At 42.3% G+C, this 25,265-nt stretch carries 21 protein-coding genes and 1 other RNA gene; 13 read left to right on the top strand and 9 right to left on the bottom strand.

The window, feature by feature from the left end:
* Positions 1 to 18: 18 nt before the first annotated feature.
* Together RMY00_RS17770 and RMY00_RS17775 are read right to left on the bottom strand one after the other, a co-directional pair.
* Complete coding sequence (locus tag RMY00_RS17770) at positions 19 to 195, bottom strand: hypothetical protein (protein ID WP_322648779.1); 177 nt, start codon at positions 193 to 195, stop codon at positions 19 to 21.
* A 30-nt stretch (positions 196 to 225) separates the two neighbouring features.
* On the bottom strand, positions 226 to 1,578 hold the full coding sequence (locus RMY00_RS17775) for an N-acetylmuramoyl-L-alanine amidase (protein WP_322648780.1): 1,353 nt from the start codon (positions 1,576 to 1,578) through the stop codon (positions 226 to 228).
* Between the two features lie 297 nt (positions 1,579 to 1,875).
* On the opposite strand from RMY00_RS17775, the gene dnaG reads away from it, so the two are divergent.
* Positions 1,876 to 3,852, top strand: coding sequence for a DNA primase (gene dnaG, locus RMY00_RS17780; protein ID WP_322648817.1), 1,977 nt, complete (start codon positions 1,876 to 1,878; stop codon positions 3,850 to 3,852).
* 125 nt (positions 3,853 to 3,977) lie between these two features.
* Here the strand turns inward: dnaG and RMY00_RS17785 are convergent, their stop codons facing one another.
* Positions 3,978 to 4,583 (bottom strand): YdcF family protein, encoded by a 606-nt coding sequence (locus RMY00_RS17785; protein WP_322648781.1) that lies wholly within the window; start codon positions 4,581 to 4,583, stop codon positions 3,978 to 3,980.
* 37 nt (positions 4,584 to 4,620) lie between these two features.
* Complete coding sequence (locus RMY00_RS17790; RefSeq protein WP_322648782.1) at positions 4,621 to 5,964, bottom strand: DEAD/DEAH box helicase; 1,344 nt, start codon at positions 5,962 to 5,964, stop codon at positions 4,621 to 4,623.
* A 258-nt stretch (positions 5,965 to 6,222) separates the two neighbouring features.
* Here RMY00_RS17790 and infC point away from each other — a divergent pair, with 258 nt between their 5' ends.
* Positions 6,223 to 6,690, top strand: a complete 468-nt coding sequence (gene infC / locus RMY00_RS17795) for a translation initiation factor IF-3 (protein WP_322648818.1) — start codon at positions 6,223 to 6,225, stop codon at positions 6,688 to 6,690.
* 1,154 nt (positions 6,691 to 7,844) lie between these two features.
* Here infC and RMY00_RS17800 read toward each other — a convergent pair.
* Together RMY00_RS17800 and trxA are read right to left on the bottom strand one after the other, a co-directional pair.
* Positions 7,845 to 8,009 (bottom strand): hypothetical protein, encoded by a 165-nt coding sequence (locus tag RMY00_RS17800; protein ID WP_322648783.1) that lies wholly within the window; start codon positions 8,007 to 8,009, stop codon positions 7,845 to 7,847.
* A 214-nt stretch (positions 8,010 to 8,223) separates the two neighbouring features.
* The gene (gene trxA, locus RMY00_RS17805; RefSeq protein WP_100898273.1) at positions 8,224 to 8,541 is read right to left on the bottom strand and encodes a thioredoxin; all 318 of its coding nucleotides are present in this window, start codon (positions 8,539 to 8,541) and stop codon (positions 8,224 to 8,226) included.
* A 577-nt stretch (positions 8,542 to 9,118) separates the two neighbouring features.
* Between trxA and fabG the strand changes: the two genes are divergently transcribed.
* Positions 9,119 to 9,865 carry a 3-oxoacyl-[acyl-carrier-protein] reductase gene (fabG, locus tag RMY00_RS17810; RefSeq protein WP_322648784.1) on the top strand — a complete coding sequence of 249 codons (747 nt, stop codon included), beginning with the start codon at positions 9,119 to 9,121 and terminating at the stop codon, positions 9,863 to 9,865.
* Positions 9,866 to 10,122: 257 nt separating this feature from the next.
* Here fabG and RMY00_RS17815 read toward each other — a convergent pair whose 3' ends face one another.
* Both RMY00_RS17815 and RMY00_RS17820 read right to left on the bottom strand, forming a co-directional pair.
* Positions 10,123 to 10,485 carry a hypothetical protein gene (locus tag RMY00_RS17815; RefSeq protein ID WP_322648785.1) on the bottom strand — a complete coding sequence of 121 codons (363 nt, stop codon included), beginning with the start codon at positions 10,483 to 10,485 and terminating at the stop codon, positions 10,123 to 10,125.
* Between the two features lie 784 nt (positions 10,486 to 11,269).
* Complete coding sequence (locus tag RMY00_RS17820; protein ID WP_322648786.1) at positions 11,270 to 12,352, bottom strand: MraY family glycosyltransferase; 1,083 nt, start codon at positions 12,350 to 12,352, stop codon at positions 11,270 to 11,272.
* Between the two features lie 157 nt (positions 12,353 to 12,509).
* On the opposite strand from RMY00_RS17820, the gene groL reads away from it, so the two are divergent.
* The 7 genes from groL (at position 12,510) to RMY00_RS17855 (ending at position 20,207) form a co-directional block, all read left to right on the top strand.
* The gene (gene groL, locus RMY00_RS17825) at positions 12,510 to 14,183 is read left to right on the top strand and encodes a chaperonin GroEL (RefSeq protein WP_322648787.1); all 1,674 of its coding nucleotides are present in this window, start codon (positions 12,510 to 12,512) and stop codon (positions 14,181 to 14,183) included.
* An 815-nt stretch (positions 14,184 to 14,998) separates the two neighbouring features.
* Positions 14,999 to 16,141 (top strand): magnesium/cobalt transporter CorA, encoded by a 1,143-nt coding sequence (gene corA, locus RMY00_RS17830; RefSeq protein WP_322648788.1) that lies wholly within the window; start codon positions 14,999 to 15,001, stop codon positions 16,139 to 16,141.
* 64 nt (positions 16,142 to 16,205) lie between these two features.
* A complete protein-coding gene (locus RMY00_RS17835) occupies positions 16,206 to 16,901 on the top strand; it encodes a hypothetical protein (protein WP_322648789.1) in 696 nt (231 codons plus the stop codon).
* A gap of 43 nt (positions 16,902 to 16,944) precedes the next feature.
* Positions 16,945 to 17,401, top strand: an RNA gene (rnpB, locus tag RMY00_RS17840) — RNase P RNA component class A.
* A 91-nt stretch (positions 17,402 to 17,492) separates the two neighbouring features.
* A complete protein-coding gene (gene rnc, locus RMY00_RS17845; protein ID WP_322648790.1) occupies positions 17,493 to 18,212 on the top strand; it encodes a ribonuclease III in 720 nt (239 codons plus the stop codon).
* Positions 18,213 to 18,314: 102 nt separating this feature from the next.
* A complete protein-coding gene (locus tag RMY00_RS17850) occupies positions 18,315 to 19,376 on the top strand; it encodes a Gfo/Idh/MocA family oxidoreductase (protein ID WP_322648791.1) in 1,062 nt (353 codons plus the stop codon).
* A gap of 3 nt (positions 19,377 to 19,379) precedes the next feature.
* Positions 19,380 to 20,207, top strand: coding sequence for a class I SAM-dependent methyltransferase (locus RMY00_RS17855; RefSeq protein WP_322648792.1), 828 nt, complete (start codon positions 19,380 to 19,382; stop codon positions 20,205 to 20,207).
* A gap of 24 nt (positions 20,208 to 20,231) precedes the next feature.
* Here the strand turns inward: RMY00_RS17855 and RMY00_RS17860 are convergent, their stop codons facing one another.
* Positions 20,232 to 22,361: an ATP-binding protein gene (locus tag RMY00_RS17860; protein ID WP_322648793.1), complete on the bottom strand. Its 2,130-nt coding sequence runs from the start codon at positions 22,359 to 22,361 to the stop codon at positions 20,232 to 20,234.
* Between the two features lie 294 nt (positions 22,362 to 22,655).
* Here RMY00_RS17860 and RMY00_RS17865 point away from each other — a divergent pair, with 294 nt between their 5' ends.
* The 3 genes from RMY00_RS17865 to RMY00_RS17875 all read left to right on the top strand — a co-directional run bounded on the left by RMY00_RS17865 (position 22,656) and on the right by RMY00_RS17875 (position 25,189).
* Positions 22,656 to 23,393: a RibD family protein gene (locus tag RMY00_RS17865; RefSeq protein WP_322648794.1), complete on the top strand. Its 738-nt coding sequence runs from the start codon at positions 22,656 to 22,658 to the stop codon at positions 23,391 to 23,393.
* Positions 23,394 to 23,534: 141 nt separating this feature from the next.
* Entirely contained in the window at positions 23,535 to 24,716 is a 1,182-nt protein-coding gene (locus RMY00_RS17870; protein ID WP_322648795.1) for a GNAT family N-acetyltransferase, read from the top strand.
* An 89-nt stretch (positions 24,717 to 24,805) separates the two neighbouring features.
* A complete protein-coding gene (locus RMY00_RS17875; protein ID WP_322648796.1) occupies positions 24,806 to 25,189 on the top strand; it encodes a DUF4346 domain-containing protein in 384 nt (127 codons plus the stop codon).
* Positions 25,190 to 25,265 lie beyond the last annotated feature (76 nt).

The raw sequence follows: 25,265 nt of genomic DNA on the forward strand, positions 1-25,265 counted from the left end.
TCTTAATTGCTATCAAGTTTACAACTTTACGACATTTTTAGCTGAAGCAGACCACGTTTGCGATCGCGTTCCGCCCACCGTAGGCGATCGCGCTGTGCAAAACCTTAGTACAGGTTTGCTATAAGGATGCAAACGAACCGCCCACGCCACGCCGCCAACGTGCAACGTCTCGTAAAGAAGAAAGAAAGGATTCAAGTAATTAGTACAAGTTTATTTACTTAATACTTAAAGAAGTCCTGCTGATTCATATAATCGTTTAAGCATAGCTGAAATCTTCGTACCATAATCCAAATCTGCTGACCACCGCCCTGATAGCTGATCAATTAATGGCGCAATTCCCCGCGTGACAAAGCGAAATCTGGGATCTACTACTTCTTGTACCAAAGGTTCTAAACTAGCATAAGCTTTCAAATGTTGGATGTGTGCCCTAACTCCAATTCTGGCACTTGGAAAAGATGCAGCCTCTGAACCACCACCGATCGCACCTAAGCCTGCAAAGTTATTTTGCTCAGGTTTAATATCGCCACCAAACCGTAAAAATCCAGTTTCTACACACATTTGGCAAAAGGCAATGTCATAGTTCACGCCTTCTATACCTGATTCTTCTCGATAAAGTTTTGGGATGTCAGGAAAGCTTACTAAAGCATTTTCATTATTGTTTCTCAGAAATAATTGTAACTGGACTTCAGAAGTATTACCGTTCGACATCACCCGCGAAAATTGACCAGGGCAAACCGCCAAATTCGAGCGTAAGGTAACAGTACGCGTAGCAGCATCCCAAGTGACTGCAACGTTAAAATCTCGCAGTTCGATAGCTTTAACATAAACTATTTTGTGATAGGTAATACGATTAGTATTAGCTGCTTTTGAAAGGTCAATTCGCAGAAGGTCTACTAAATCAATGGGGATGTAAGCATTACCATTAACTAAAACACCTTGCTCTGTGTAACTTTGACCATTAATATTAATATTAATTGGCGGATAATTTGCTTCGGCTGGAGTTCCAGGAGTAGGATCAATTATCCGACTCCAAGTTACTAATCCATCGGCAATTCCTAAAGCAAAATCGCGGCGACGACTTTGCAGCAAAGCCCGATCCTCTGGATTGCTGAGAAACGCCACTTGCATCACCAAAGCTGGAAGCGTTGTCTGGCGACAAAATGCTAAATTACCCAACCCACTATCTGTATCTGGCTTGACTCCCCGATTCGGCAATTGAGGTACGCGCCGCAACAACCCCACTAGCAATTGTTCAGCATTACTCTTGCGATCGCTATTATTAGTTATATAGAAAACGCCAGCCCCACGCACAGAAGGGCTGTTAGCCGCATTAGATTCAATTTCTAGGGCGACATCACCCCGCCGACCACGAGAATTAATCCAGGTGATAGTTTGGGCGGCACTCAAGTCATCAGGGACTGCCAAAATTTCGACATTCCGCGCTCTCAATTCCGTGACAATCAAATCTCGCAGCAGAATCATTTCTTTAGCTTCAGTTGTACCACCTGCGATCGCACCTGGATCGACTCCTCTAGCTTCTTTGCCTCCGTGAGCCGCCGAAATAAAAATACGCCCCATTTTAAGTAATTCCTCTGATAAAATTAAATGTAAGCAATTATATAAATCATTCTTGGTCTAACAACAAGAATATAATAGCCATCAGAAGTCTAAAGTCATTTATCCTTTGTTATTTCTCTAAAGTTAATGTCCAGGGAGTGGAGAGTGGGGATGAGGGAGCAGGGGAAGCAGGGGAGGCAGGGGAAGAAGAACTATTGATTAATGCCCAATGCTCAATGACAAATGACAAATGACAAATGACAAATGACCAATGACCAATGACAAATGACAAATGACCAATGACTAATGACTAAGTATATGCAAATCCCCCGCTTGCACCCAGACACAATTGAGGAAGTTAAATTACGGGCTGATATTGTAGATGTCGTCTCGGAATACGTAGTTTTACGCAAACGCGGGAAAGATTTTGTCGGTTTGTGCCCCTTCCACGATGAGAAATCTCCCAGTTTCACAGTCAGCCAGACTAAACAAATGTACTATTGCTTCGGTTGTCAAGCCGGAGGAAATGCCATTAAATTTGTCATGGAGTTGGGGAAGCGTTCTTTTGCTGATGTGGTGTTGGATTTAGCACGGCGTTACCAAGTACCTGTACAAACTCTCTTACCCGAACAACGCCAAGAATTACAGCGTCAGCTATCTTTGCGTGAGCAGTTATATGAAGTTCTGGCAACGTCCGCACAATTTTATCAACACGCCCTCAGACAATCACAAGGGCAAAAAGCACTTCAATATTTGCAATCTAACCGCCAATTCAAAGAAGAAACAATACAGCAATTTGGTTTAGGTTATGCCCCCGCAGGTTGGGAAACTCTATACCGTTATTTAGTGGAAGATAAACACTACCCAGTACAAATACTAGAAAAAGCGGGATTGATTAAGCCACGGCGGGAAGGAGGCGGTTATTATGATGTATTCCGCGATCGCTTAATGATTCCCATCCGCGATGTTCAAGGGCGTGTCATTGCCTTTGGTGGTAGAACCTTGACTGATGAACAGCCCAAATATCTGAATTCACCAGAAACGGAGCTTTTTAGTAAAGGTAAAACATTATTTGCCCTCGATCAAGCCAAAGGTGGAATTTCTCAACTCGATCAAGCAGTAGTGGTAGAGGGATATTTTGATGCGATCGCTCTCCACGCTGCTGGTATTAATAATGCCGTAGCCTCACTCGGTACAGCTTTAAGCCTAGAACAAGTGCGGTTAATATTACGCTACACAGAGTCGAAACAATTAGTACTCAACTTTGATGCTGATAAAGCCGGAACCAATGCCGCCGAACGAGCGATCGGTGAAATTGCCGAATTAGCATACAAAGGCGAAGTTCAGCTAAAAATTCTCAATTTACCCGATGGTAAAGATGCTGATGAATACTTGCATAGCCACACCCCAGAAGATTATGGAGAACTGCTAAAAAATGCGCCACTTTGGTTAGACTGGCAGATTCAGCAAATTATTCAAAACCGTGATTTAAAACAGGCTACTGATTTTGGGCAAGTAACTCAGCAAATAGTCAAATTACTTAAAAATATAGCTAATAGTGATACACGCAACTATTACGTTTCCTACTGTGCAGAAATACTCAGCTTAGGAGATACCAGACTTATACCCCTACGAGTCGAAAATCTGTTAACTCAAATTGCTCCCCCTCCGGCTACATACTCTAAACCTGTGTCAGCAAGAATTGCATGGGGAAGTAGCAAATCCCCACTCCGTACAGACGCAATTAATCGCGTCTCTACCCACTCCCCACTCCCCACAGAACGGAGCCTTTTAGAACATGCAGAGGCGTTATTACTGCGAATTTACTTGCATTGTCCTGAACAGCGTCAAGTGATTATTGACGAACTAGAGGAGCGAGATTTGCAATTTAGCCTTTCCCACCACCGATTTTTATGGCAACAGATTTTAGAAATTTCATCCGTTGATGGAGAGACGAGAAATTTTGCGTCTCCACCAGATTTAATTTCCCGCCTGCAAGACCAGTTTTTAGAATTTGGTAGCGAGATGGGGTTAATTTCCCATTTATTCCATGTGGATGAAAAAACCCAAAAAGAAATACTTCGGACTCCGCAAGTGGTTCAAGCTGCGATCGCTTGCATGGATTTAGTGATGCTTGAAAAACGCTATCGCCACTTTTTGAAATTATGGCAACAAACCGATCCAGAAGCTGAACCAGAGCGTTATGAATCTTATTATCAGGCTTTCTACGCTGAAAAAATCAAGCTGCAACAAATAGACCGACAACGGTTATTTTCCATTACAGAGTTATTGTAGTTTCGGTTTACCAAGAAAGGCAGAGGAGAAAGGGTAAAGGGCAGAAGGAAAGAAATATGAATAAAAACTTTAGTTCTGGGTTATTGCCCAGTTTCAAAAAAGAGCTACAGAGTAAGAATATACAGCTAGATTTTAAACACTAAGTAGACAAAGTAAAAATAAGTTTCTCGGCTTAAAAACTCCATCTGGCTTTGAAAACTGCGATAGCGCGTAGTCGGTGTGGGAGATGAATGTGCATCCATTCCTAAGCCCCGCGCCATCAATACGGCTCTCTTCATATGCAATGGATCGCTAACAATAAGAAACTTGGTTAATTGGTGAGCATTCGCTACTTTCAAAGCATTTTTGAGGTTCTGGTGAGTTGTACGAGATTGAGTTTCAGTGAGAATATCAGCAGCTTTTACCTGTTGTGCGAGTGCATAATTTTTTCCAACTATAGCTTCAGCTAATTCATTACTCTCGCCAACTCCGCCAGTAAAAATGATTGTATTAACAGATCCATTTTTATATAAGTTAATGGCGTGGTTAATTCGCTCCCTGAAAACAGGAGATGGTTCTTTTCCCCAAACTGCTGCTCCTAAAACAATTGCTGCATCTGCCTTGATATTATTAGTACTGCTGCCATATAAGTAAATACTTGAGGCAGAAAAAGCGATCGCCAGCAACAAGGCAGATATCAAAGCCAATGTAACCCAAATTAACCATTTTTTGGGAATTTTGTAATTGAGCATGGGGCGCTGTTGAAAGAGTAATCCTTAAGAACAAAGATTAGCGATCGCGTTTAGCAGAACGGCGTGATGCCGACGAACGCGCACCAGGCTTATCGCCATTTGTGGCGGGTGGTGCTGCCTTACGTCTAGTTGATGTCTGTGGTAACGGGTTAGCAGTACGAGCCGGACGCTTATCACGTTCGGTTTTGGCTCTGTGTTGCCGTCCATTTGGGATTGGTTCGGCATTGGTATCGGGGTTAGGAGTAAAACCAGCCACTACTTCCCTTGGCAAGCGCTGCTCGATCAGTTTTTCAATATCTTTCAATAGAGGATATTCATCAACGGATACCAGTGATATCGCTTCACCTGACGCGCCAGCGCGGCCAGTACGCCCAATGCGATGAACATAATCCTCCGGTACATTGGGTAGATCGAAGTTAACTACATGAGGCAGTTCGCTGATATCAAGACCCCTAGCAGCAATGTCTGTCGCCACCAATACCTGTAAGCTGCCATTTTTGAACTTTGCTAGAGCATTAGTACGCACCGGCTGACTCTTATTCCCGTGGATGGCCAGTGCTTGAATGCGGTCTTCGCCCAATTGCTTAACCAAACGGTCAGCACCATATTTAGTGCGGGTGAACACTAGCACTTGATACCAATTATCTCGGCGAATCAGGTGAGCAAGTAATTGGCGTTTCTTGTCACGGTCTACCTGGTAAATTTTTTGTGCGATTGTCTCGGCGGTAACGTTGCGGCGTGCTACCTCAATCATCGTCGGGTTATTCAGCAGTCCGGCGGCGAGTGTCTTAATTTTGTCCGAGAAAGTAGCGAAGAATAGCAAATTTTGCCGCTTTTTAGGTAATAGTGAGAGGATGCGGCGGATATCATGAATGAAGCCCATGTCCAGCATCCGATCTGCTTCATCTAGCACCAAAACCTCAATATGCGAGAGGTTCAGCGTCCCTTGCTGTACATGGTCTAACAGTCGCCCTGGAGTAGCAACTAGAATATCTACTCGGTTCTTCAAACGCTGTTTTTGCAGATTAATACCGACTCCGCCGAACATCACCATCGAGTTTAACTGCAAGTACTTGCCGTACTCGCGCACGCTTTCTTCTACCTGTGCAGCGAGTTCACGAGTTGGGGTAAGAATCAGCGCCCGGATTGGCGGGTATCCCTTATATGTAGCTTTGATGCTCTTGTCAGACGACAACCGATGCAGAAGCGGTAGAGTAAAACTAGCAGTCTTTCCAGTACCAGTTTGTGCCCCAGCTAGTAAATCGCTACCCGACAATACAGCAGGAATCGCCTGTATTTGAATTGGCGTGGGTTCAGTGTACCCACGTTCGATAACCGCACGGATAATTTCATTGGACAAGCCGAGATTAGAAAAAGACATAAAACTCCAAAAATAACATCGGCCTGTCGCCAATGGCGGCGTCAGTCTTAGGCGGACGGATAAAAAAGCGTTGAAAGGCTGATGGGCAATAGCGCAAAGACTGAAGAGCGAGTGCCGCAATTCCACATCTTAACAGATTGTAGTCGATTGTGTGGTTTAAAGTTGCTCTAATTCAGTGTTGTGTTAAATTAGCATTACTTGGAATGTAAAGTGTTGAACAATTAGGAGAAATTCGTTATCGCAATCCAAAAGCAACTGATTAATTCACAAATCAAGTCACCTAGTGTCTTCTTGATTGACCATGAGAATAACAATCGTGGTCTGATCGACACCAATGAGGCGCTACAGCTAGCCGAAAGCTTAGAGCTTGACTTAGTTGTAGTCTCGCAAGGTAAAGAGGCTCCAATCGCCAAGATTCTCAACTATGGCAAGCTTCAGTATCAAAAGAAAAAACGTCAGAGCCAGAGTGCTAGACCCACGGTAAAGGAAGTTCGATTTGGTCTAAACGTGGGCGTGGCTGATTACAATTTACGCATCGAACAAGCAGGCCAGTGGTTGAGTAAAGGCGATTCAGTCAAGTTTGCCATCCGTTTACGAGGCCGAGAACATCAATATCGTGACAAAGCAGGAGAAATGCTAGACCGAATTGCAAATGATCTTAGTCAAGTAGGTAAAATCCAGTCGTTGGATAAACGCGCACTAGTTGTTCAAGTGATTCCTGCCTAGTTAATCTTGCGATCGCTAGAGGATATCTTTGTACCAGCTGGTAAGGAACGAAAAAAACTGGAGGCAACACTGTAGCTTCTATGGAAAAAACATTGAAATTATCCCCACTAAAGATAGCAAGGGGATTTTTTCGCTGGGCATCCACTCGTACTTGCACAGAGAGAGAGCTACACTGGAAATGAGGATGGAATCTTAAACCAGTAAGGGATGCCATAACCCCAAGTACTGGGACATAGAAACATCTCAGATCCTTTGTACAAATATTTATTTTTGCAAGCCGCACTGAGATTTGAAAGTGCGGCTTTTGGATTTATCTAATGCGCTTTACGTAAAGCAGGGTGAGCTTGCACCCGAAGGTGTTTGGGTAACACGTTATCAAGTACGGCAGAACAAGAAAAAATACTGTTACTTTTATTAACAGTCTCCGTGAGGAATTTTTCACGAATTTTATCTATTTTCTCAAGGTTATTTTTAAGTTTTTCATTTGCGGTATTCAACAGATATTCAGTATCAATTTGAACTTTACTTTCTAAGTATTCACTTATTTCTATTGCATGATTAATCCTTTCTTGAGCTATATAATTAAGCTTGCCAGCTAAAAGGTAAAGTTTGTTATCAAACTAGGTAGTTATTTCTTTGTTACTCTCTCTCACAACTTCCTTATACCAATTCTGTATGAAGATGCGCTAAACCATATTTAAGAACAATGAAGAAAAACGAACCACAAAGGACGCATAGACACGAAGTGGCTTCCCGCAGGGTAGGACACAAAGAAAGAAAGAATTTAAGAAGGTTTGGCGCAGCCTCACAAAGAAATGGTATTAGCTGCACCTTCAAATTGTTTAATAAGACCTCCAAATAACCATCACATCATCTATCCACACTCTTTTACAGCATAATTAGCAAGCAAATATCCTCCGAAAAATAACACTCCTTTTCAGGAGTGTCGAGGATAAAATAATGACTAACAAATAAGTATAAATTTGGTGGACGATTATCAAACAATATTATTTAGTGTTTGACAAAAATATATAGTTGCTTTGCCTAAAATCTGTTGTGCAAAACTGTTGCCTTGCCTACCTTGGACACGCCTACGCTACACTCAAAATAACTTGTGCAGTGTAGCTCATCCTAGACATCGCCCTACAGATAACTTAATTATTTCTTTTACCTGATTGACCAGTTTGATTTGAAATTTGGTACTTTTGTATAACCCGCTCAATTTGGCAAGTCACCGCATCTATTCTATATTTAACCTTATCAAAATCAATATTCACCCAAATATAGGCTTTGTCAGGTCTTTTTTGCTTGTAGTTCATATATGGCTTTACTTGTCAAGATATTTTGTTATATCTACACAATATAGTCATTTATATTTATAAACTACTTTCTCTAGACGTATAAGTAGATATGCTTAATATTTACTTAAGGTTTTACACGGTAATTTGTAGGGCTACAAGCTATGGTACACCACTAAAAAAGACGCGATATTCCGCGCCTCTGGCAGCTAAAATTCAAATTTTAAATATTAGCTTAAACCTTTGTTTGTAGATATTGCACTAACTGCGGTGCTTGCATCACTCCCTCAATTCTATCCACAGGCTGACCCTGCTTAAATAGTACTAAGGTTGGTAGAGCGGCAATTTTATACTGAGTAGCCAAATCTGTGTATTTCTCTGTGTCGATTTTGACAATTCGCAGGCGATCCTTAAGTTGGGCATTGACTTGCTCTAAAATTGGCACCATCATTTGGCATGGGCCACACCAGTCAGCATAAAAATCTACTAATACAGGTACATCAGAAGCAGACAGCATCTCTTCAAAGCTGCTAAATTGCTTTTTAGTTGCCATGTGATACACACCGATTTTCAATTGTTTGTTTCAATAGTAATTCTTAGAAAATAAAAGCGGTATAGGTTTATGGGTTTTTGTTGGAAAAGGATTAAATTACTCAATATAGGATGATTTGCCAGCAAAAAATCTTAAATAATTATAATAAAATTCGTATATTATTCTTGTTTGTGTATATAGGTTAAATATGTATTTAAACCTATCTTGACCAAGCACATCACTATAGGGGTTCTCTGTTGAGTAGGTACATAACCCCACCTTCAACCTCCTAAGAGCAAGTAAGAAGCTTGCTCTGATGTAACTCATTTGATTAGGAAAAGCTATAACTGCCATTCCTAAAAGTGATACCTACGATGCTTGTAGCTGCAACACTTTCTAGTGTATGTAATCGGGCGATGTCTACAATGAGCTATTAGGCATCATAGCTATAAATTAAATCAACAATATGTTGCTTTAAGTTATTCATCAATTAAGAGAGAAATAACTATAGATATTTAATTATCCAGACAATATTCAGATGTTCCCTAAATCGCCATAAGATAATTAGCGCGGTATTTCTAAGATTGAGGAACATTAAATGACAATATTACAAGATAAAGTTGCAATTGTCACAGGTGCATCACGAGGGATTGGACGAGCGATCGCAATTGAATTAGCCTCACAAGGAGCGATCGCAGTTGTCAATTATGCCAGTTCCAGTGCGGCGGCTGAAGCAGTTGTTACAGAAATTACAGATGCGGGAGGTCAAGCGATCGCTATCCAAGCAGACGTTTCTAAAGGCGATCAAGTAGACACATTAGTTAACACCGTGATGGAAAAGTTCAGCCGTGCGGATATTTTAGTCAATAACGCAGGTATTACCCGCGACACACTGCTTTTGCGTTTGAAGCCAGAAGATTGGCAAGCTGTGATAGACCTTAATCTAACTGGTGTTTTCCTATGTACACGCGCCGTCAGTAAAATCATGCTCAAGCAGCGATCGGGGCGGATTATCAACATTACCTCCGTTGCTGGGCAAATGGGCAATCCAGGTCAGTCAAACTACAGCGCCGCCAAAGCAGGTGTAATCGGCTTTACCAAAAGCGTAGCTAAAGAACTAGCTACTCGTGGGATCACCGTTAACGCCGTCGCCCCTGGATTTATCACCACCGATATGACCAGCGACCTCAACAACCCCGAAGATATTCTGAAATACATCCCACTCGGCCGTTTCGGTCAACCTGAAGAAATCGCTGGGATGGTACGCTTCCTAGCCGCCGACCCCGCCGCCAACTACATTACCGGACAAGTTTTTAATGTCGATGGCGGTATGGTAATGGCCTAAATAGTTGAGGGGTAGCGATTGTTCATAGTTGGTGCTTTAGCGCTAAAGCGCCAACTATGAACTTATTAATCAAGCTTGACGCTATCCGTGCAGCTATTCTAGTAGGGTAGTTGCATTAATTTTTTCAGGCAAAGAAGCACTTGTGGGGGCGCTTGCCAATCGCTACTTTAAGCAAGAATATCAGATAACTTGAATAAGTCTGCTTACATTAGGATTTACGCATAAAGATTCTTTAGGAAAATTGGATGTAAATATTATTAACGCTGCCAATCATACATTAATCGTCCATGACGATCGCGCACAAGTTCCCATTCTCCATGACGATATGGTTGTCCGTGATAACTTACAGAGCGATAGCGTCGTCTATAGTGTCGTCGATTCCTCTGGTGTTGATAATAATATCTTCCAGTCCGTTGCCGTCTATGATAACGTCGTCGAGTCCGTCGATGAGCTAACAAAAGCTCTTCACTTTGCCCTCCAACTAATTTTGTCTGTGCGTCAATACTCTGTTCATTAAGAACATTGTTTAGAGTATTATCCTTGGCTTCAGCCAAAGCAGGTGGATAAATGAAGGCTAATAGCAGTAATACAATTGAGGATAGCTTTTGGAAACGGTTCACGTTTTTGCTTTTCCTAGACTATTGGTAATGATTTTATTTAATACTTAAGTTGAACAACTATATAGCTCAGAATTCACAAACTTAAGGGGAGCAAAAGTAACACAAGTACTTAATATGAAATACAAAGATACTTAACTATAACGGCAACCAGATAATGTACATCTGTTATATAGCAAATAGACACAACAGCGTTCTTGAAGAAGAATTCATTTGGATTTTTAAGGATTTATTTATAAAAATTGCAAAATAAAAATATGAGCGCCGATACCTATATCGCGCCAATATTATCATTTATTACTATTTTTTAATTGTTTAGAGCATGTTATTTTTTGGCAAGTAAAATCTGTTAAATGAGTTTAAAAAATCCTTTTAAGGCAAACTAATAAATAGATATAAAATCTTGCTGTATCTAAGTTTCTTAATTACGTTAGCGCAGCGTTAGTGAGGAACGAACGTCGGAACGAGCGTCCGTAGGAGCGTCATTACAAATTGCGTTAGCGCAGCGTTCGCGTAGCGTCTCGTAGAGAGGAACGAGCGTCATTGCGTTAGCGTAGTGGGGCAAAGCCCATTGCAAATTTTTATTAACTTAAGTTTGAATTTTTGGTGGACTGAATAAACCATATAGGACTAATGTTTGATTTCTGAAAAAGCTCGGTACAAATTAAAAGCCTAATTCCCTATTCCCTACTCCCTACTCCCCACTCCCTACCCACGGAGATAATTTCAAAAATCAAATACGATTCCTATAGTAGGGCTAGCATTACAATGCTTACCCTACAAAGAATTAAGGCTGTTGACGTATCCTTTGCCAGATAGTAAAGCCCAAAAGAATGATAATGCTACTGGCGGTAGTCAGCATCACAGCCAAACTCATGCCTTGTATTCTCATAGCCAGCAAGTTAAAAACTAAGGTAATTGACCAAAGTGTGAACGCAGCATGGCGCTGAGAAAGTCCCCAAGCAAGTAAGCGGTGGTGCAAGTGGTCTTTGCCAGGAGTACTCAGAGGGTTATTTCCTGCTAATAGCCGTCGCACAAATACTTGAGTGGTGTCTAGTACTGGCAATAACAAAAATAAAACCGTGGGAATTAGCGCATAAACTGTGTTTTGTTGTAGCCTACCTAAAATACTGGTTGCTGCTAATACATAGCCGAAAAAGTATGCTCCGGCATCACCCATAATGATCCGCGAAGGGTGAAAATTGTGACGTAAAAAGCCCAGTGCAGCACCTGCCAAGGCTGCTAACACCAAGATTGCTGCTGCACGATTGTTAAACTGGGCTGCAACACCCAACAAACTCATGGCGGTAATAAAGCTGATTCCTCCCGCTAAACCATCCATACCATCCATCAAGTTGATGGCATTGGTAATTCCTACTACCCAAAGTACTGTTAACGACATAGACAGGAGCGAGTCTATGGGAGTACCAAACATAACATGAATACTGATACCATTGGCTACCAGTAATAGCGCCGTAAGGATTTGCGCCCACAAACGAACAGAGGGCGGTAAGCCGAATTGATCGTCGATAAAGCCTACAAGGACTAATATCGAACCCCCCAACAGAATAGTCAGTACCTGAGCCAATACATTTTGGAGTTCGATAGGTCGTAAAAGGCTAGCTAATATCAGTGCGGCAATCACACCCGCGTAGATAGCCAGCCCTCCTGCATTGGGCAAAGGTTCTCGGTTGAGCCGCCGGGCGTTGGGTTGGTCAGCCCAACCTACCCGCAAGGCGAATTTGCGTACTGTCGGAATTAAACGCCACGTTACAAGGCAAGCCAAAAGAAACGTAAATACTACCGCCAACCAGCCGGTGCCGCTAGGGTCGGCAATACCGAGGGACTTAAGGGAGTTGTCTAGATTCATCTCCCAATTCAAGCATTACTGCCTGTATGTAATATGAGCATCACCTGTATATTAATCAATTTTTTTATTTCCATTTGTAACTTGAGCCGCTTGGAAGATTAGCACTCTGGCGCTGTGAGTGCTAAATTGTCTAATGGAAGCGCTAGAAAAATAAAACATGGCGAAAATTATTGCATTTGACGAGGAATCGCGGCGATCTCTAGAAAAGGGTGTTAACGCCCTTGCCGATGCCGTAAAAATCACCTTGGGGCCCAAAGGTCGCAATGTCCTTTTAGAGAAAAAATTTGGCGCACCTCAAATTGTCAACGATGGTATCACTGTTGCCAAGGAAATTGAATTAGAAGATCCTTTGGAAAATACTGGTGCAAGACTCATCCAGGAAGTGGCCTCAAAAACTAAAGATGTCGCTGGGGATGGTACAACCACCGCAACAGTTTTAGCACAAGCCTTGATTCGGGAAGGTTTGAAGAACGTCGCGGCGGGTAGTAACCCTGTTAGCTTGAGACGGGGGATCGACAAAACCATTGAGGCACTTGTAGAAGAAATTGCCAAGATAGCCAAGCCAGTAGAAGGAAGTGCGATCGCTCAAGTTGCCACTGTCTCTGCTGGTAACGATGAAGAAGTTGGCCAAATGTTAGCCCAAGCAATGGAAAAAGTCACCAAAGATGGTGTAATTACCGTTGAAGAATCTAAATCTCTCACAACTGAACTAGAAGTAGTTGAGGGGATGCAGATTGACAGGGGTTACATTTCACCCTACTTTGTCACCAACAACGAGCGCCAAATCGTGGAATTTGAAAACGCCCGGATCTTGGTTACTGATAAAAAAATTAGCAGTATCCAAGATTTAGTGCCGATTTTGGAAAAAGTCGCCCGTTCTGGTCAGCCTTTGCTGATTATTGCTGAAGATGTCGAAGGTGATGCTTTGGCAACTTTAGTAGTGAACAAAGCGCGGGGTGTGCTTACTGTAGCTGCAATCAAAGCACCTGGGTTTGGCGATCGCCGCAAAGCTTTGTTAGAAGATATTGCTATTCTCACCGATGGACAGTTGATTTCGGAAGAAATCGGCTTAAGTTTGGATACTGCTGCTCTAGAAGCGTTGGGAACTGCCCGCAAAATCACCATTGACAAAGAAAGCACCACAATTGTTGCTGGTAGCGTCACCAAGCCAGAAGTACAAAAGCGGATTGGTCAAATTCGCAGACAGTTGGAAGAAACTGATTCTGAATACGATCAAGAAAAACTGCAAGAACGCATCGCCAAGCTCGCTGGCGGCGTGGCAGTGATTAAAGTAGGTGCGGCAACCGAAACCGAACTTAAAGACCGTAAACTGCGAATTGAAGACGCGCTCAACGCTACTAAGGCTGCTGTAGAAGAAGGTATTGTTCCTGGTGGTGGGACAACCCTAATTCACTTAGCTAAGGCGGTAGAAGCGATTAAAAACACTCTAGAAAATGACGAAGAAAGAATTGGGGCTGATATTGTCGAACGAGCGCTAGAAGCCCCCTTGCGCCAAATAGCAGACAACGCTGGTGCTGAAGGTTCTGTAATCGTCTCGAAAGTCCGGGAGAGCGACATCAACACTGGCTACAACGCCGCTACTGGTGAATTTGAAGACTTGATTGCTGCTGGTATTATCGACCCTGCCAAAGTCGTGCGTTCAGCTTTGCAAAACGCTGGTTCTATTGCTGGTTTGGTCTTAACTACCGAAGCGATCGTTGTTGAAAAGCCTGAGAAGAAATCTGCTGCTCCGGCCCCTGATATGGGCGGTATGGGCGGTATGGGCGGCATGGGTGGCATGGGCGGTATGGGTGGCATGGGCATGTTCTAACTTCTGCTCACCGAAGAGGCAGGGGGGAAGGGAGCACGGAGCAAGGGGAGCAAGCCCTTCCAAAAACTGCGTGGAGTGCAGCGAAACACGGTATGAAGCCCCGTCCTTTTTCGTTCGCTTGAACTGGGGCAAAGTACAAGCTCCGTCTCAGCTTTTCCCTCTGATCCCTTGCCTGTTTTGACTCAGATAAATATTTTTTCAGCAGTTTGTCTTACCAAGGCAAACTGTTTTTTTATACTTACCATTGCTGATTCAGAAGCAATATGTTATCTGTATTGCTGGTAACTCACTGAACCTAAATAAATTTACAGCAGTTTTCATCTATTAAAACCACACTTATCGAAGGGGCACAGCAATGCTCATTAGTGTCAACTTAAGCTATTTATTAGCTTAACTGTTGGCTACCTCATCCGCCTGGAACTAAAGTTCAAGGCTAATAGCTAAAGTCTACTGAAGTAGACTAAAGATTCTTGGGGATATTTAGTAATCAAAAGATTACTTTTACTATTAGTAAGAAACTTCAGTTCCTTGCGGGACATGACTTTTACGTTAAGTTAACACCAATGAGCAATGCTATGCCCCTACAACTAAAAATAGCTGTAATTATGAAACTTTTCAGTGGTTAGTTCTAAATACAACTAACTACCAATAAAATGCTGATGACCAAGTTAGCAACCTAAATAATTACTTAATCTAAAAATTGCCGTATTTATATTAGTTTTTGTTAAATTACATTTAACCGATTATTAGCCACTAGTCAATTATTTTTACTAATGACTAATGACAAATGAATAATAGCTATTAGGTAATATTGCATGGCACGAAAACTGAGTCGCCTTCCTAAAATAATCACCAAGGTATATGAAGATGAGTTCCATCATAAACCTGGGACTATACCCGGAACCATTTTTATTGATGCAGATGCTCCACCACCGATAATTTTTTTGATTGACTATAACCAAACCAATTTTATCCGTGAACAAATAGCAACTCCAGAAGAATGTATTCCATATTTGCAGAGAGAGTCGATTTCTTGGGTAGACGTACAAGGTTTAGGTAGTCAAGACATATTACAACGATTAGGTAACGTTTTTAAGTTACATCCTCTAGTTTTAGAAGATATAGTTAATGTACCGGAACGCCCCAAAACAGAGGATTATGAAGACCAATTGCTATTCATTGCCCGCATGGTAGTACCAAAGGAAAGAATATGTGGTTTTCACAGCGAGCAAGTAAGTTTGATATTAGGAAAAAACTATTTGCTGACAGTACAAGAAGAACCAGAACATGATTGCTTTGAAGCGGTGCGATCGCGAATTGAAAAAAACAAAGGGATCATTCGCAAACAGGGAGCCGATTATTTAGCTTATGCCGTGTTAGATGCAATTATTGATGGCTTTTTCCCAGTGCTGGAGCTTTATGGGGAGCGAATTGAAGAGTTAGAAGAAGAAGTAATAATTAAACCTACTCCGCAAACACTACAAAATATTTATCAAATTAGGCGAGAATTACTGCAATTACGTCGTGCTATCTGGCCCCAGCGAGATGCAATTAATTCTTTAATTCGTGATGATCCCGATTTAATTAGTGAAGAAGTACGAATTTACCTGCGAGATTGTTATGACCATACAGTGCAAGTGATGGATATGGTAGAAACTTATCGAGAACTAGCATCTGGTTTAATGGATGTGTACCTTTCGGCAGTGAGTAATAAAATGAATGAAATCATGAAGGTACTAACGATAGTTTCAACAATTTTTATTCCACTGACTTTTATTGCCGGAATATATGGTATGAATTTCAATACTGAAAAATCTCCATATAATATGCCTGAGTTGAACTGGTATTGGGGCTATCCACTTTGCTGGGCAGTGATGTTAGCGATCGCACTTGGATTGCTGTTGTTCTTTTGGCGACGAGGCTGGCTGCAAAATTCTGTAACAATTAAACGTAATTAAAAATTGTAGATGGATAATGAGTCAAATATACATTCATTAGCATCAGGAGTTAATATTTTAACTTATGAGGAGTAGCGACCAAAATTTAGTAGTTTTAACGATTTATATTATCGGTGTTTCATACATTTTTAACCGGATGGTTGAATCTATCGATGATCAAATTAAGTTTGAGTTTAAAAAAGGAATCGTTGACGAGCAACTCAAAGAACACAATCTCGATGATAAAATTGGAATTTCCTTTAAACTCAAATCCTCATATCCAATTGACGATTTGAAAGATTTAGGAATTAGCATTGAAAATAAATCTGATAATGTTGCTGTATACGTTGACTGGGACAACAGTTCTTTAGTAGTTGAACATAGCAAGCAATCACGCCGCGTAATTAGGAAATCACCAGATTTAACCCGCGACTTAGCAGTACCCCAAAGTCCTAGCTTGATTGCTCCCAAAAAAACACTTTCTGAAACAGTGACAGCAGAAGATGTATTTGAGCGCGATCAAGTAGCTGGAACCTATTCAGCAAAAAAACCACTAATTGATATCAACGGGCTGCAAAAAGGGCAAAAAAAATTGTACAACGACTTTATTAACAGAAAAAAGGAGTTGGACTTTTCCCTGCAACTGGTACTAAGGATATCTGAGGTGCGTTTAGGTCTAGCTCCAGGTCGTGATTTTCCTCCCATTAGCATTATCAATTGTCCTTTCACAGTCAGGAAACTACCTTGGACTTACGCTCTACCTTGGAATAAAAAAAAGTAATACCTGTCAACAGGCTACGTCAACAGTAAACTGGATCTAAGGAGAGAGTAGGCGCAGGCGGTTGCAGATCAGTCATAGCTACTGGTTTGAGGAAAGTCCGGACTCCCGAAAGACCAAACTTGCTGGATAACGTCCAGTGCGAGCGATCGTGAGGATAGTGCCACAGAAAGATACCGCCAATAATAAGGGAACAGGGAATAGGGAATAGGGAATAGGGAAAGAAAAACCCTACTCCCCACTCCGTACAGACGCGATTAATCGCGTCTCTACCCACTCCCCAATCTTTGGTAAGGGTGCAAAGGTGCGGTAAGAGCGCACCAGCAGTATCGAGAGGTGCTGGCTCGGTAAACCCCGGTTGGGAGCAAGGCGATAGGAACTACGGTTGGTCTTTTACCAGTTCCGCTCAATGAGAGCCGCTAGAGGCGTTTGGTAACAAGCGTCCCAGATAGATAACTGCCCTCGCAAGAGAACAGAACCCGGCTTATGTCCTGCTCTCTCCCCCCTTTTTTATTGCTGAGTGCTGAGTTAGAAGAGACGCGATGAATCGCGTCTGTACAAGAGTTAGAAGTTAGTATTTTTCCCCTGCCTCCAATGCCACTTGCCTATCCACGCCGTCAACGGCAACTCGAAAGTTTAGTCCAAAAATTAGGTTTGTCCCTAGAAGCACCTATAAAGTGGGAATTGCTAGATTTAGCGCTAACTCATCCTACTGTCTCTGATTCGGCAAATTATGAACAACTGGAGTTTGTTGGCGATGCAGTGGTGCGGTTGGTGTCGGCTGTTGTGTTATGGGAAAATTATCCTGATTGTCCAGTAGGCGATTTTGCGGCAATTCGTTCGGTGTTGGTGAGCGATCGCATCCTCGCCCAATTGGCCAGAGTTTATGGTTTAGAGTTATACTTACTAGTCGCTGGTAGTGCTACCGCCGATAAAGTTGGTCAAGAGTCACGACTGGCAGATGCCTTTGAAGCAGTTCTGGGTGCGCTTTACTTAAGTACTCAAAATCTGGAACTGATCCGCTCTTGGCTAGATCCCCACTTCCAACAACTAACGACAGAAATTCGCCTCGATCCTGCCAGACTTAATTACAAAGCTGCTCTCCAAGAATGGACTCAGGCACAATTTAAAGTTTTACCAGAGTATAGGGTTGTGGAAGTCACTCAACCGCACCGCAATCAAGAACGTTTTGTGGCTGAAGTTTGGCTACACGGAAATAAGCTTGGAGTTGGTAAAGGGCGATCAATTAAAACTGCTGAACAAGCCGCAGCGAAAGTAGCCTTTTTAGCAATTCCTCAACCGGAAATACCCTAAACCGAAAATAGTACTGATAAACCGATAACTCGTTGGTTGTTACTGGTCATTTATCCCTAGTCCCTTGCATACTAATGACAAATGACAAATGACAAATGACAAATGACAAACCAAATTAAAATTGCTGTCATCGGAGTTGGGCGTTGGGGAGTGCATCTATTGCGGAATTTCTTAGCACATCCTCAAGTAGATGTAGTTGCTGTAGTAGACCCCCACCCAGAACGATTAGCGGCGATAAAACAGCAGTTTAATTTAGATGATAATGTAGTTTTAACAACTCAATGGGAAGATTTAAAGAAAGTTCCAGGGTTGACAGGGGTGGCGATCGCAACTCCAGCTACTACCCACTATGCTTTAATTAAAGACGCTCTCCAACAGGGATACCATGTTTTAGCTGAAAAACCCCTAACTCTTAACCCAGCAGAATGTCGAGAACTTTGCCAGTTAGCAGAGCGGCATCATTTAATACTGATGGTTGACCATACTTATTTATTTCACCCAGCAGTTGAGCAAGGAAAAAGTGTAGTACAAGCGGGTAAATTAGGAGATTTACGCTATGGCTACGCGACGCGCACCCATTTGGGGCCTGTTCGGCAAGATGTTGATGCGCTGTGGGACTTAGCTATTCACGATATAGCTATCTTTAACGCTTGGCTGGGACAGACCCCTATGAAAGTACAAGCAACGGGTACAGTGTGGCTACAGGAAGAGGGGAGTAGGGAAATGACCCGCTTTCCATCTCAAGGACTAGCTGATCTAGTATGGCTAACACTGACATATCCAGATAACTTTCAAGCTTATATTCACTTGTGCTGGCTGAATTCTGATAAGCAGCGACGATTGGGAATTGTGGGCAGCCTTGGTAGTTTGATTTTTGATGAAATGTCGCAATTATCACCTCTCACCTTAATACATGGTGAGTTTGAACAGCAGGGGCATCAATTTATTCCGGTAAATCAAAAGCAGGTGGTACTGGAATTAGAGCCAGGGGAACCATTGGGGCGAGTTTGCTCCTGCTTTGTTGTCTCTGTTTTTAACAATACTCCCTCTGAGGTTTCGTCTGGCTGGGTAGGCACACAGTTAGTAGAAATTCTTGCTGCTTTAACAGCATCTCTTAACCAAGGCGGCCAACCTGTTTTTCTGAATAATAAGGAGCAAAAGTAACAAATGACAGATGACTCGACCATTGTTGACGATGCATTCAAGCAGTTCGAGCGTGACAAATTCTCTCTTGTAGCCCAAAAATATGATGAAGCGATCGCTGCTGTAACTTCTCAGGTGAATGAAGCCATATTGGATGCTGTAGGAGCATCTGGTTTGAAATTGCTGGATATAGCTTGCGGGACTGGCTGGCTCAGTGCCGCAGCACTAAAGCGGGAAGCTATAGTAACAGGATTGGACTATGCAGAGAATATGGTGGCTATTGCCAGAGTGCGATGCCCTCAAGCATCATTCCATAACGGGGATGCAGAAAACCTTCCTTTTGAATCGGGGCAGTTTGAGGCGGTTGTTTGTAGCTTGGGCATCCTCCATTTCCCCAACCCAGAAAGAGCGATCGCCGAATCCTTTCGCGTACTCAAACCGGGAGGGCGCTATGCCTTCACCTGTTGGACACCGCCAACGTGCAATCCGTTTATGGCTCTTATACTGGGTTCGGTGCAGACTTATGGCAACATGAATGTCGATCTACCTCCGGGGCCACCTTTGTTCCGCTTCGGCGAAAGAGGCGAATGTGAAAGGGTTTTGATCGCCGAGGGATTCACTGAGGTGTCTGTCACTGAATTGTCTATAAAGTGGACTTTCTCTACACCTGAAGATGTGATGGCAAAGGTTGTTGTAAGTACGGCGCGTCTTGGCGCGATATTGGCAATGCAAACCCCTGACCAACGGCGCAATATTGAGAATGCTATTATCGATGGAGCATCAAAGTATGCGACGTACAGTGGTGTGGAAATCCCCGCTTCTGTGATGCTAGCTGTAGGTTACAAACCATGAGCTAGAACAACTCTTGTTAAATAATTACCTCTTTAAAAGAATATCCGCACAAACTCCCCCTTTTGGAAGACTTACCAACAGAGTTTGCTGCGGCGAAAGACTAATCTCGTAAGTCTCGTTCCCAAGTAACACTTGGAACTTCGAGGACTTCTCTTTATCTACATCTGCTTTTACAGATTTGTTAAGACTCAAGGAAGGACTTCTCTCAGACTCTTGTAGGTTAGGGTAGTGATTTGCTTTTGCCGCATCATTCACAGAGGAAAATCCAAGATCCCCTACATTTTCTTCTTTCTTGGCAATAGGTAAGAGTGAGATATCAATCAAGGGTAAGGTAATTTTCAGTGTCGTACCTTGATGAAGTCCCGTACTTTCAAGAGTAATGCTGCCTCCCATGAGTTCGATTAAGTTCCGTGAAATTGCTAGTCCCAGTCCAGTCCCTTCAAACTGGCGGCTAGTTGTGCCATTCACCATCACAAAGGGGCGAAATAGTTTGTGCTGTTGAGTGGGATCAATTCCTATACCTGTATCTTTAACTATTACTACCACTTGAGATTTACCATTACTATGTTGAATTTCTGTAGCAATGGTAATGCTTCCTGTGTCAGTAAACTTAGTGGCGTTGCCGATAACATTAATCAGCACTTGCTTTAGTTTTGCTGCGTCTGCCTTAATTGGTATTACTTGGGGATCTAACTCGCATTTTAATTGCAAGCCCTTTTGTTGAACATTAACTGATTGTAAATTAATCACCTCTAGCAATATTTGTCTGAGGTCAAGAGGTGTGGTAACTACAGAAAGCTTCCCTGCTTCGATTTTAGAAATGTCGAGTAAATCATTAATAATATTTAGCAAATGAAGAGTTGTTTCATCGGCGCGTTTGAGAAACTCCATTTCTTCTTCCCGGCTATCACATAAGCCCTCTTCAACCAAGCGAATGCAGTTGATAATAGTATGTAATGGATTTCTCAATTCGTGGGAAGTCGTTGCCAAAAACTGGCTTTTAATCTGGTTAGCACTTTTTGCTTCTTTCCAAGCTATTTCCAGTTCTTCTGAGCCAGCTTTGAGCCGTTCTACCATTTGGTCTAATGCTTGGGCTAGTTGATTAAATTCCCGGATTTGAAAATTGTGCGGAACTGGTTGTGCTGCATGGTGAGAGTGAATATTTAGAGCGTAGTCTCGCAATTCTTCTACAGGACGTGCCAAGTAAGGTGCTAGATATAAAGATGCTAACAAACTTGCACCAATCAAACCAACTGTTAAAACGATAAGAATTAGTTTGATTTCCTCTAAACCAAAAAGTGCATTATCGACACTAGTAACAGCTAAGACTATCCATTTTTGCTGCTGCTGTTGGGTAAGTGGATTGGCAATAGCCGTATAGCCAGCGACTAATTCGTTCCCTTGTGTAAAAGACAAATTTATCGAATTGTTTTGCCCTGCAAGCGCATTTTTAATTATGCTTTTGAGTTGAGAAGCATTTGGGTGCTGATTAATATTAGTTCCCACCCAGTCTGTGAATGGGTGTGCCAAAATTGTGCCATCTTCAGCAATCACTACCATAGCGCCTGTAAGCGATCCCGGCGGATTTTTGGTTTGTTGCGACAATGCAGACTGAATGCTTAAGCTGTAAACCAAATTTTTTCGGCTATCGGAAACTGGTGCAGATAACACTACTTGCAATTGATTTTGTGTGTTTCTTTTTCCAGTTATTCCTGCCTTCGGCGGAAAGATTGCTTTGACATCAATTCCATCACTAGGCAAAGGTAATCTTAACTCTCCAATTGCTTGATCCCCACAGCTACTAGCAACTATTTTCTGGCTTAACAGATTTGTTAATTGGATACATTCAATACTGGCTGGAAGTTGTTGCCTTGTCTGCGTGAGAATTTCTTGCTCTTGTATAGGCGAATCCGACGGAATCACCGTTGTTTTACTTACACTCAGCAAAGTAGCTTTTAAGATAGCGATCGCATCGCCAATTCGCTCACCTTTACTGATAGCGCTTTCTGTTAAATTTTGACGGGCAGATCCCAATATGCTAGAACGTGCCTTATTCAAGGCAACAATCTCGCCTATAAGTAAAACTGGAACGAACAGAAGCAGTATTCTCGTTACTAAAATTCGACGAAAAGATGATTGGCGGTGATTAGTCATCGAGTGTCTCACTTTGCATCTGCAAACCACAACAGCAAAGATATGTAATTAGATGATCTAGATGAGACATTTTATTAAATAATCAGAATTTTATTTTCAATGTTTAAAATTAACAAATTGCTATGATTCAAAAAGAAACGTGGTATACCAAAATTAAGATATGCTAGATTGAGAAGCTGTTTGGGTTGCATATAAATACAGTGGTGAAGTTTTAAAAGAGTAATTTGCACGCATGGATTTTTTTGAAAATCTACACACTAGCAAAGAAAATATTCAAAATCTAAAATCAATTTAATGTTGCAACATCGTCCTCACACTACAGTTGTTTTAGCAATGAGTGCAGATGGTAAAATAGGAGATTTTAGGCGATCGCCTGCTCGGTTTGGCTCAAGGGTTGATAAAGCACACTTAGAAAAACAAATCGCTGCCTGTGATGCGGTTTTATTCGGTGCTGGCACTCTCCGCGCCTACGGAACAACACTTACTATATCAGATCCAACTCTAGTGCAACTTCGGGCGCAAGATGGGAAGCTTCCGCAGCCAGTTTATATAGTGACTTCACACTCTGCAAACCTCAATCCGGAAATTAAATTTTTTAAGCAACCAGTTAGACGCTGGCTACTCACGACAACAACAGGGGCAGTTTCATGGAAAGAACGTTTAAGGACGCCTCCCTCAATGGTAGCTAGATCAAAGGAATGCCCTCCAGAATTTGAGCAAATTCTAGTTTTTGAAACACCAACGCAAGAAATAGATATTTCCGCAGCTTTAAAGCATCTAGCCACTCTACATATAACACGCTTGGCGGTTTTGGGTGGAGGTGAATTAGTCGCTTCCTTGCTGGAATTAAATTTAATTGATGAATTATGGCTGACTGTTTGTCCGTTGATTTTAGGTGGTAATACTGCACCCACTTCTGTAGATGGGAAAGGATTTTTACCCGATTTAGCTCCCAAACTACAACTACTAGAAGTTCATACAGTTGAGCAAGAAGTGTTTTTGCACTATCGCCTGCAACGACCAGCAGATTAGATTACGCTAAGTAAAGTTATTGAGGCATTGGGCATTGGGCATTGGGTATTGCTTAAGAATCAATCAATAGTTCTTCTTCCCCTGCTCCCCCTGCCTCTTTCCCCCACTCCCTACTCCCTACTCCCCTAAAAAAACCAGACAATGGTGGAACAACTTAAGCCTCGCTATTCTGTCGTTTGGACGAACAAAATTGCTGAAGTACCCCAAAGTGCCTGGAATGCTTTGGCAATGCCACTCAAAACACCGTTTTTAGAATGGGAGTGGCTAAACAATATTGAAACCTCCCATAGTGCTACGGCTAAAACTGGTTGGTTGCCTAATCACTTAACATTGTGGCGAGATAGAACGCTGATTGCTGCTGCGCCACTTTATCTTAAAGGACATAGTTCTGGCGAATTTGTTTTCGATCACCAATGGGCAGAGTTAGCCGATCGCATCGGAGTTCAATATTACCCAAAATTGCTGGGAATGACACCATTTACCCCAGCAGAAGGCTATCGCTTCTTAATTGCCCCAGGAGAAGATGAGGACGAAATCACCGCGATTATGGTGCATGAAATTGACACTTTTTGCGCCAAAAATCGAATTTCTGGGTGTCATTTTCTCTATGTTGATCCCCAATGGCGGCCGATGCTGGAACGGCATGGTTTTACAACTTGGCTGCACCACAGCTACGTTTGGGAAAATGCTGGGTTTAAAACTTTTGATGACTATTTGAAAGTTTTCAACGCCAATCAGCGCCGCAATATCAAGCGAGAACGCAAAGCTGTGGAAAAAGCCGGTTTACGATTACAACCTCTTAGTGGGGATCAAATTCCTCAGTCTTTGTTTCCCTTGATGTACCAGTTCTATGCTGACACCTGTGATAAGTTTGGCTGGTGGGGTAGCAAGTATCTCACACGAAGGTTTTTTGAGCAGCTACACGCCGATTATCGCCATCGAGTCTTGTTTATTGCTGCATATAGCGAGGAAGATAACTCTCATCCTTTAGGAATGTCTTTTTGTTTGTTTAAAGGTGACAAACTCTACGGACGCTATTGGGGAAGTTTTCAAGAAATAGATTGCTTACATTTTGATGCTTGCTATTATGCGCCGATTGAGTGGGCGATCGCTAACAATATCCAACTTTTTGATCCTGGCGCGGGTGGACGCCACAAAAAACGCCGTGGTTTCCCCGCTATGCCCAATCATAGTTTGCACCGCTTTTACAATAATCGTTTAGGACAAATTTTACGTCCTTACATTAAAGAAGTGAATCAACTCGAACAACAGCAGATTGAGGCGATTAATGCAGAGTTGCCATTTAGTAACCGAGATTCTTAAAAGTTTGCCAAGGCAGAGGGTGAACGACGAATTACACTTGATATAGAGTGAAAAAACCCTCAAGAAAGAAATTTTTTTTTATAGTGCTTATGGATTTAATAGTTGAAAATTTAGCCGCAATTGATGATAAACTTTCCCAGCGTCATATTGATCTTGATCCCGGTGGATATTTCATTATTTACTTGGATCGAGATGCCGGGTTAATTAATGCCAAGCATTTTACAAATGTGATTGACGATCGCGGTTTAGCTGTCGATCCCGAAACGGGAAAGGTAATTCCAGCTAGAGGAAAGGTAGAACGAACCCACACGACGCTTTTTAGCGGGAGGACAGCGAAAGAACTGTGCGTGAAAATATTTGAGGAAACTCAGCCCTCTCCTGTAACTCAATTAAATCATGCAGCTTATTTGGGTCGAGAATTTGTTCGGGCTGAGGTAGCTTTAGTCAAAGAGCAAGAGTATGTTCAGGATTAAACCAATTTTAGATTTTGAGTCGCACCTTTGGTGCGCTTACAGCGCAACTTGGATTTTGGATTGAAGGAAAAATCTA

Origin of the sequence: Nostoc sp. ChiVER01 (assembly GCF_034531155.1) — a bacterium.
Lineage (GTDB): Bacteria > Cyanobacteriota > Cyanobacteriia > Cyanobacteriales > Nostocaceae > Nostoc.

What these genes read in the sequence shown, in the direction of transcription:
- fabG (WP_322648784.1), top strand. Translation starts at nt 9,119, where the DNA reads ATGACAATATTACAAGATAAAGTTGCAATTGTCACAGGTGCATCACGA.
- groL (WP_322648787.1), top strand. Translation starts at nt 12,510, where the DNA reads ATGGCGAAAATTATTGCATTTGACGAGGAATCGCGGCGATCTCTAGAA.
- RMY00_RS17790 (WP_322648782.1), bottom strand. Translation starts at nt 5,964, where the DNA reads ATGTCTTTTTCTAATCTCGGCTTGTCCAATGAAATTATCCGTGCGGTT.
- corA (WP_322648788.1), top strand. Translation starts at nt 14,999, where the DNA reads ATGGCACGAAAACTGAGTCGCCTTCCTAAAATAATCACCAAGGTATAT.
- RMY00_RS17835 (WP_322648789.1), top strand. Translation starts at nt 16,206, where the DNA reads ATGAGGAGTAGCGACCAAAATTTAGTAGTTTTAACGATTTATATTATC.
- rnc (WP_322648790.1), top strand. Translation starts at nt 17,493, where the DNA reads ATGCCACTTGCCTATCCACGCCGTCAACGGCAACTCGAAAGTTTAGTC.
- RMY00_RS17850 (WP_322648791.1), top strand. Translation starts at nt 18,315, where the DNA reads ATGACAAACCAAATTAAAATTGCTGTCATCGGAGTTGGGCGTTGGGGA.
- RMY00_RS17785 (WP_322648781.1), bottom strand. Translation starts at nt 4,583, where the DNA reads ATGCTCAATTACAAAATTCCCAAAAAATGGTTAATTTGGGTTACATTG.
- RMY00_RS17875 (WP_322648796.1), top strand. Translation starts at nt 24,806, where the DNA reads ATGGATTTAATAGTTGAAAATTTAGCCGCAATTGATGATAAACTTTCC.
- trxA (WP_100898273.1), bottom strand. Translation starts at nt 8,541, where the DNA reads ATGGCAACTAAAAAGCAATTTAGCAGCTTTGAAGAGATGCTGTCTGCT.
- RMY00_RS17820 (WP_322648786.1), bottom strand. Translation starts at nt 12,352, where the DNA reads ATGAATCTAGACAACTCCCTTAAGTCCCTCGGTATTGCCGACCCTAGC.
- RMY00_RS17775 (WP_322648780.1), bottom strand. Translation starts at nt 1,578, where the DNA reads ATGGGGCGTATTTTTATTTCGGCGGCTCACGGAGGCAAAGAAGCTAGA.
- RMY00_RS17860 (WP_322648793.1), bottom strand. Translation starts at nt 22,361, where the DNA reads ATGACTAATCACCGCCAATCATCTTTTCGTCGAATTTTAGTAACGAGA.
- RMY00_RS17865 (WP_322648794.1), top strand. Translation starts at nt 22,656, where the DNA reads ATGTTGCAACATCGTCCTCACACTACAGTTGTTTTAGCAATGAGTGCA.
- RMY00_RS17800 (WP_322648783.1), bottom strand. Translation starts at nt 8,009, where the DNA reads ATGAACTACAAGCAAAAAAGACCTGACAAAGCCTATATTTGGGTGAAT.
- RMY00_RS17870 (WP_322648795.1), top strand. Translation starts at nt 23,535, where the DNA reads ATGGTGGAACAACTTAAGCCTCGCTATTCTGTCGTTTGGACGAACAAA.
- RMY00_RS17855 (WP_322648792.1), top strand. Translation starts at nt 19,380, where the DNA reads ATGACAGATGACTCGACCATTGTTGACGATGCATTCAAGCAGTTCGAG.
- dnaG (WP_322648817.1), top strand. Translation starts at nt 1,876, where the DNA reads ATGCAAATCCCCCGCTTGCACCCAGACACAATTGAGGAAGTTAAATTA.